The organism is Pseudanabaena biceps PCC 7429 (assembly GCF_000332215.1).
Taxonomy (GTDB): domain Bacteria; phylum Cyanobacteriota; class Cyanobacteriia; order Pseudanabaenales; family Pseudanabaenaceae; genus Pseudanabaena; species Pseudanabaena biceps.
In genome coordinates this window covers 44,907-53,140 of sequence record NZ_ALWB01000005.1, presented here as the reverse complement: position 1 = coordinate 53,140, position 8,234 = coordinate 44,907, and the positions used below count along the sequence as shown (strand labels likewise).

Sequence of the window (8,234 nt, the reverse complement as noted above, 5' to 3'; positions counted from 1 at the left end):
TTACTGGGTTTGGTTTTCAATTCCCAAAAGTGTAGCCACACTTTTGGGAATTGGTATTATAAGTAGTTTGGCATCATTAAAAAACAAAACCAGAGAGCATACCGCCCGCTACGCGGACGGTATGCTCTCTGGTTTTAAGTTTACTTATGCCTAGCTACTTAGCTGTTACCTAAATTAGGCATGAAGCCAAGCTTCCGTAGCAATTCCTAACTTACCAGCTGTATCAATCAACTGATGCAATTCTAGATTGGAAATACCTTCGCATAGATTTACCTCAATGTGAATAGGCTGTTTGGCAACCGATTCCAAATCGAGAATTTGTCTAGCCAGAACGCATTGGGGCGCAATCCGTTTGAATAGGTAGTTGAGAAAAGCCTCTTGAGCGAGGTTAAGATTGAGTTTGAGGTTGAGGCGATCGCTGATGATTAAAGCCTGCTCGATTTGATTGAGATAACTAAATAAGGACTTTTCATCCATATCTGGCAATTGACCTAGCTCCTGAATCTGTTTCAGAATATAGTTCTCAATAATCTTCGCATTCTCAACATGGGTGAACTTGCAACCAAGATTGATAGCTTCGATCGCCACGGCATCAAGTCCAATATTCGGCAAAGACGCGCCCGTTTCTAATGCCTTCAGTTCCTCAGAGAGTCGATTATTTAAGACAATATCGGCTGCTACCTGTAGCTCGGGCGGTACTGGCAAATCATCGCGACGGAAAGAAATAAGAATTCCGTAATTATCGCGATAAACCTGCTCGTATAGCTGATCGAGCCGAGTCAGGGTTTCATCGGCAAGCATTTGTAAAATGCGATGGCGTTCCTCAGCAAAGAGGTGATGCAAATTAAACTGCTCGCCACTAAAATTGCTCGCCATGGCGAGAATTACCGCCGCCGTATTCGCTTGTTTGAGAACTTTAAACAGGGTGGCTTTGATTTCCTCATATTCGCGCCTGCCCGTAAAGGGTTGAATGCAGCAATGAAAGTCATCGCCGCCCAGATGCAAGACAGCAAAAATATAATTTACGGATTCTTGAGTGATGCCAGAAACCAGTTGAATCTGCCCGATCGCCAAGGACATCGAGCCAATACGTTGGAGTTGATAATCCTGCTGCTGGATCTGATAGCAATAGATCTGTTGCGATCGCGCGTAATTGCCTAAGGTTGAACTCAGAGCATACTGAGCCGCAACTTGGGCGAGGGTAATGCGATTGGTAACCACCTGTTTGCGATACACACCTTTGCCATCTTTAAACTCAGCTAGATTGCTAGGCGCACCAGACATGCGTTGGATAAATTCCTCCTCTAGCAATACTCCTGCCACATCGGCGGCAAGTTCGAGCGCTCTAGCCGCATAGCGCAGGATCTGCACGGTTTCAGGGCGCGATAATTCCTCAAAGAACCAGCCGCAACTGGTAAACATCAGCAAAGCATGGCGCTGCATTTCTAATAGTCGCAGGGCATCAACTCTTTGGGCAGATGTAGATACTTTGTTGCCCGATTGCTGCTCGAAAAATTTCTCTAGCACCAAGGAAGATTCGGTAAGACCATCGCGTAGCGAATATTTGAGGACATCAATGTAGCGATCGCGGGCTTCCCAAGGATCGTTAAAGTATTTACGCCCAATGTCCACATATACAGCCGCAAGGCGATCGCGCAACCAATTTAAACTATCGCGCAATGGTCGCCGCCATAGTTGCTGATAGCCCGAACCTTCGCCGCCGCAGGTGCAACCACCCTGCCAGCGATCGACTCCGTGGGCACAACTCCAAGCCGTTACCGATTTTAGCTCGGTCTCCCATGTCGGGGGAAACAAGCTTAAATAATGGGCGTAATTGGTGACATGCCAACCCCGACGGGGAAATTCCTCAACGAAGGCATAGGAGAGGGTTTTTTCGGTAAAGTGCTTGTGATGTCCGAAGGTTTCGCCATCGGTTGCCACGGACACAATTTGATGCGTACGGTGATCGCTGCGCACAGCTTGACTCAGTCGTTTAGAAAAGTTGTGCGAACTACCGAGGAGATCACCAAAGCCCATGTCGCGAGAAATGGGACCATCGTAGAAAAATACGTCAATATAAGCGTCAGTATTCGCAGGTAAATGGAACTGACCGAGTTCAGAAACATTGCTGCTGCTGGCATTGTGGCGACGCAGGTGGCAACGATAGGCGCGGTTGGGATCGATCTGTGCGCCACCCACTTCTTGCCATGCGGGATTGGGATTCTCATCCGTCGGCATTGGTCGACAGCGCTGAGCCTGCGATGGCGCAAGGACGATAAATTTGATCCCCTCTAAAGCCAAGGCTTCTAGAGTTTCATAGTCAACCGCCGTCTCCGCCAACCACATGCCCTCAGGTTCGCGCCCAAACCGCGATTTGAAATCCTCCTTACCCCAGCGAATCTGCGTCAATTTGTCGCGCCAATTTGCCAAGGGCATGATGATGTGGTTATACACCTGTGCGATCGCATTGCCGTGACCATTGAGGCGTTCGGCACTGCGTTTATCGGCATCAATTATTGCTTGATAGGTATCGCGATCGTGAAATTCCATCCATGAGAGCAACGTTGGCCCCATGTTGAAACTCATGTACTCGTAGTTATTGACAATCTTAACGATTTTGCCATCATGACGCTCAATCCTTGAGAATGCGTTGGGACGATAGCATTCATGGTGAATCCGCGCATTCCAGTCATGAAAAGGAGCAGCACTTTCTTGCCGCTCAATGGCGTTCAGGTAAGGATTTTCACGAGGAGGCTGATAAAAGTGACCGTGAATTGTAATATAAATTCCCGAATCAGTTTGACTCTGGACATCAGACGAGGAGACAGAAGCAGCAACAGTCACGCAAATCTTCCCTTAATAAGGCAAACGAAATATGTCATCCATCTTGGCAGATTTTTCTAATAGTTCGCAAGGAACTATAGAAAAGTTTTAGAAATTAGAGAAGGCTTAACTTCTCTGCTAATTCCCTTGATTTATCAGCTAGACTAGCATTAAGTAAAAGGTTTATAGGCACTTTCGCAAAAATTCCAGATCCCCAAGTAAGTAGTTCCGCATAATTAAAAACCAAAACCTAGAAGGGCATACCGCCCGCTACGCGGGCGGTATGCCCTTCTAGGTTTTAAGACTACTTAATTGTCTTGATATGGGTTAGATCGGCAAAATATATTAGGGATCGCGATATTGCTTACTCTTTAGGCGAAACATTTGTGTCATAGTTTTCTAACTACTTTAAGGTAAGTAACTATGAGTGGGAGAGTCCTCGGGACAACCAAAATTTTAGGTGTGATGGGTTTTCCTGTCAGTCACAGTCTTTCACCTGTGATGCATAATGCGGCGATCGCAGCTATGGCTATGGACTATGTCTATCTACCATTTCCAATCCCTGTAGATGATTTGCCAACAGCGATCGCAGGGATCAAGAAGATTCAATCGGTACAAGGATTTAATCTAACGATTCCCCATAAAATCGAAATACTCCCCCTATTAGACGAAATTACCCCCATTGCCCAATCTGTCGGCGCAGTTAATACGGTTAAACGGATTGGCGATCGCTGGTTTGGCACAAACACTGATGTGGCAGGTTTTTTGGAGCCCCTCAAGCAACTTGATTGTGATTGGAAAAATATGCCAGCCGTAGTTCTAGGCAGTGGGGGAGCAGCAAAGGCTGTAGTTGCGGCTTGTCTAGATCTGGGTTGTCCCGTAATTCATGTAGTAGGGCGCGACCCAAAAAAAATTAAGAAGTTCCACGGGGCAATGACCAGCCAGTTACATGATTACAACCTGCGCGTCCATCCTTGGACATCTATTCCCTCTTTATTAGAAGTGGCGGGGATCGTGATCAATGCCACCCCAATCGGTATGGCAAGCGATCCGCAAACCCCAATTAGCGAAGCTGAAATGGCGCTCCTAAGTGATCGGGCGATCGTCTATGACCTAATTTATACTCCCCGACCCACCAAATTTTTACAAATTGCTGCCGCAAGAGGGCTAAAGACAATTGATGGGTTGGAGATGCTCATTCATCAAGGGGCGATCGCTCTGGAATTTTGGTTAGAGGAAGAAGTACCGATCGACATCATGCGACAGGCTCTCATTCAACATCTAGGTTAATTTTTACGAGCTATTTTTACGAGCTATTTTTACGAGCTATGACGATACTAGGGCGCGAGCTTGATTTTTATAGATGACTTCCTGCAAGCTTTCGGCGTGGTATTGCGCCATGTCAAATCCCATAGTTTCTAACAAGGACTTTGTGCTTTGTATAAAGCTATCGGAACCACACACAAAGGCTGGGCGATCGCGCCAATCGGGCGCGATCATGGTGAGCATTTCGGATGTAAGTTTGCCGCGTAATCCGAGCCAAGCCGAGCGGGACTTCAGGTGAGTGATGTTGATGGCTAGGCGAAACTTTGGCGATCGCGTTGCCATAATTTCTAATTCTTGGCGAAAGATTATTTCCTGTGGACTACGGGCGCAGTGCAAGAAGGTAATATCGCAGTCAGCATGGGTGTCATAAAGCCAACGGGATATCGATAGCATGGGAGCGCTTCCGATGCCCGCCGATAGCAGTAATAATTTTTGAGAGGGATTGTCCGTACAGTTAAAACTCCCCAAAAATCCATAGGAGCGAATTCGACTACCCACCGTCAGATTGTAATGTAACCAATTGGAAATCAATCTCTCAGACATTGTTGCTTCTGTAGCCTGATTATTATTAGTGGTAGGAGGACGCTTAACAGTAATTTCGAGGTCGTAGGGACGGGATGGGGAGGAAGCGATCGGATAGGAACCCATGAGTTCCACTCCATTTATTTCTAAGGAGAGATTGAGAAACTGTCCCGATTGGTATCGAAATAGTCGCATTGGATTAGCGACAAAGGAGAAGGTTTTCACATCTTCGGTTTCGTCAACAATTCTGGTGCATTCAAGGGCGATCGAACCCTCATTCCAATATTCAATCGGCTGCAACTCATGTTGATGCTCGATCGCTACAGAGCGATCGCTGGACTTCTGAATTGTTACAATGGGTTCCTCTAAGTGGGAAACCGATGGCTCAGTCGGATCTTCTTCCTCTTCTAAGATGCTTATGGGTCGGGTAGGAAGCTTAATCTCCTCAACTAAGATAGCAAAGTCACCTAATTGAATCGTATCGTTCACAGAAAGGCGAAATGGTCTAAATTGTGTAAGTACGAGGTTATTAATTTGGGAACCATTAGTACTTCCCAAATCAAGGTAATGATATTGTTCGTCTTCAAAGAAGATCTTACCGTGGTGTCTGCTAACGGTGCTGTTGTCAAGGAAAACATCGCATTGAGGTGCGCGACCAAAAAGAAAATCATTTTTTTGACTTTTTTCTATGGATAATTCAATCGGTTTCAGTTCTTGGGGAATTTGAATATTAAAAATTCTAAGTTTAATCATAGAAGCACCTTAAATTTTTAAGCATGTTTAGGCATTTTTCAAGCAGCCATTAAACTCTTGAGCCATTACAAAATATTCTTACTCCCTTCCCAGTGAATAATTAGCGTTGCGGCGCGAAGCGCCGCAACGTCTAATTCTTCACTGGGAAGGGAGTAAGGAAGAGCATACCGCCCGCTGCGCGGGCGGTATGCTCTCTGGTTTTAGTTTTTAACTGTGAATTAAAAACCAAACCGAGTCAGTCTATACCAAGTTAAGAAATGGCTACGCCATTTCTTAACTTGGTATAGACTGCTCCTAACCAAGGCGATGGGGAATTGTAAATAGAAATGTACTTCCCTCGGATAACACACTTTCCACCCAGATTTTGCCTCCGTGCTGTTGCACGATACTACGGCAAATGGCTAAACCTAAGCCTGTACCTCCTTTTTGACGAGCATCAGAAGCATCCACCTGATTAAATCGCTCAAAAATATTTTCTAAATATTCTTCAGGGATGCCACGACCATGATCGATGATTTTAAATAGAATTTCTTCAAATTGGGATTCCACAGTAAGGTGTACTTCGCTATGGGGCGGTGAGAACTTAATGGCATTACTAAGCAAATTCACTAAGGTTTGGACTAGGCGATCGCCATCAGTCCAAATCTGGATCGATGACAAATCGCATAATACCGAGATTTGACTTTGATCGGAGAGAGCTTCCATAGTAGCGATCGCCTGTCGGCACAAATCGGCAACATCATGCCAATGGCGATCGAGGGTGACGCGGCTAGAGCTTAACCTTTCTAAGTCGAGAATATCATTTACTAACCGTACTAATCTCTCTGTATCCGAAACTGCAATATCAAGCATATGCTTAGCAGTGTCAGGCTTAGTATCTAATACTCCCGACGCAAGCAATCCCAAGGCTCCACGAATTGAGGCTAAGGGAGTCCGCAACTCATGACTGACAATGGAAATAAACTCGCTTTTAATTTTGTCTACTTTTAATTTGTCCGTGATATCTTCGCCAATACTGATCGTTCCTACGATTTTATTATCGGGATCTCGCAAAACTGTATTATTCCAAGCGATGTCTCGTTCTTCTCCTGATTTGGTAATAATGGGATTTTGATAATGGGGACGAAAATCCTCTAAGAAATTTTCTTCAACCAAAGCTTTGTCAAAAATCTGATCGAGTTCTTCTTGGATATATTCAGGCAAAAAATTACTAAACCAATTTTTCCCAATTACCTCTTCAAGTTTGTAACCTGCTGTCTCTAAAAAGAAGGAATTAGCATATTCTACGCTCCCCTCAGTATTGAGTCCCACCACAATTAAGCGGACGTTATCAAGCAAAGATTGCCAACGACGGTTTGCTTCTCTCAGAGCATTTCCACTAAGCACGTTGGAAGTAATATCGCTAAAAACCATGAGCATCGTGGTGATCGCTCCATTAGCGCCATACTCAGGAATGATATTGATTTTGTAATAGGCTAGCCCTCCCTTGGGCGAAGGGAAGTCTATTTCGTACTCTTGCTGCTCTCCTGTCGCCAGTAATTTGCTGACGCGCTCTTCAGCCATGAGAACATTCTTTTCAGGCATTTTCATTTCGCGAAAAGTTTTGCCTAAAAATTCCGAAGGCGGGATACCAGATGCAGCTTCAGTAGCTGAATTGATGTAAAGAATGCGCGATTGTCGATCGAGGCGCACAATTACATTGGGAGAATTCTCGACGAGGGCGATAAATTCCTGCTGGCGTTTAAACAGTTCGGCAGTGCGCTCGTTGACGCGATTTTCTAATTCGGTATTGCTGATCTGGAGATCACGGTAGAGCTCGGCTTGCTGAAGAGCGATCGCAAATTGGACTGACAACTGCTGAAGTAACCGAATATCAGGCTCTTCCCAAGGGCGCGATTCAAAACATTGATAGGTGCATAGCAATCCCCATAGCGGATTATCTTGGTTATTGGAGCGGAGAATCGGTACGATCAGGCTAGCCCTTGTCGGGAAACTTTCCAGCATTTGCAGGTGGCATTCACTGAGATTTGCGGCATACACATCAGGAGCGATAAAAATCCTCCCCTTGCGATATTCTCCGCCCATAGTTTCAGGGAAGTATTCATCGCTAAGCTGTCGGTGCATACAGCTTTCCCAAGGTGGTAACACTGACTCCGCCACTACTCCCCCACTAAAGTCGGGATTGAACTTATAAATTACGGTGCGATCAGCATTTAAAAAGAGGCGGACTTCTCGGACGATCGCTTGAGATACTTCTTCTAAATCAAGATATTGGCGAATATGGAGCGAGATTCTGGCAATTAATAGCTCCTGTTGCTGCGATCGCTGCAATTGACGATTTAATAAAATGCGATCGCCTAATTGCCCAACGCGATTACATAATGATAAGGGGGTAACCTCTCCCTTCTCGATATAGTCCGCCACACCTAGACGCATTAGCTTTAAGATAACCCTTTCGTCACCCGCCTTTCCCGTCAAAACGATCGCATCTAATTTGGGGAGGAGACCGTCTTTCCCCATCTCGGCAAGTAGTTCCCAACCCTCGCCATCAGGCAAGAAATAATCAGCAAGGACAATATCAGGTTGATAGGTCTTCCACAATTCCAAACCCTCTGCTAAGGTTTCGGCCTCCATAATGTTATAGGTATGGGTAGAGTCTGATTGTAGATACCGAATATAGGTATGGCGATCGCTTTCCGAATCATCTACAAGCAAAATATTAATATTGAATGAAGATGAGTTCCAAGTAACCAATGTTTTGTCCTTCCCGTAAGTTATTTAAGTCCATTTTAGAGCGGATTTGAGAGGGC

The 8,234-nt window shown here is 45.3% G+C and carries 4 protein-coding genes; 1 reads left to right on the top strand and 3 read right to left on the bottom strand.

Annotation, left to right across the window (positions count from 1 at the left end):
• Positions 1-174: 174 nt before the first annotated feature.
• Complete coding sequence (locus PSE7429_RS01230) at positions 175-2,844, bottom strand: DUF3536 domain-containing protein (RefSeq protein ID WP_009625212.1); 2,670 nt, start codon at positions 2,842-2,844, stop codon at positions 175-177.
• A gap of 402 nt (positions 2,845-3,246) precedes the next feature.
• Between PSE7429_RS01230 and PSE7429_RS01225 the strand changes: the two genes are divergently transcribed.
• Positions 3,247-4,113, top strand: a complete 867-nt coding sequence (locus tag PSE7429_RS01225; RefSeq protein WP_009625211.1) for a shikimate dehydrogenase — start codon at positions 3,247-3,249, stop codon at positions 4,111-4,113.
• Between the two features lie 36 nt (positions 4,114-4,149).
• Here the strand turns inward: PSE7429_RS01225 and PSE7429_RS01220 are convergent, their stop codons facing one another.
• Both PSE7429_RS01220 and PSE7429_RS23205 read right to left on the bottom strand, forming a co-directional pair.
• The gene (locus PSE7429_RS01220; protein WP_009625210.1) at positions 4,150-5,424 is read right to left on the bottom strand and encodes an FHA domain-containing protein; all 1,275 of its coding nucleotides are present in this window, start codon (positions 5,422-5,424) and stop codon (positions 4,150-4,152) included.
• A 294-nt stretch (positions 5,425-5,718) separates the two neighbouring features.
• Positions 5,719-8,178, bottom strand: coding sequence for an ATP-binding protein (locus PSE7429_RS23205; RefSeq protein ID WP_009625209.1), 2,460 nt, complete (start codon positions 8,176-8,178; stop codon positions 5,719-5,721).
• Positions 8,179-8,234: the final 56 nt, after the last annotated feature.

Coding starts and splice junctions, on each gene's coding strand:
- PSE7429_RS01225 (WP_009625211.1), top strand. CDS start 3,247: ATGAGTGGGAGAGTCCTCGGGACAACCAAAATTTTAGGTGTGATGGGT.
- PSE7429_RS01220 (WP_009625210.1), bottom strand. CDS start 5,424: ATGATTAAACTTAGAATTTTTAATATTCAAATTCCCCAAGAACTGAAA.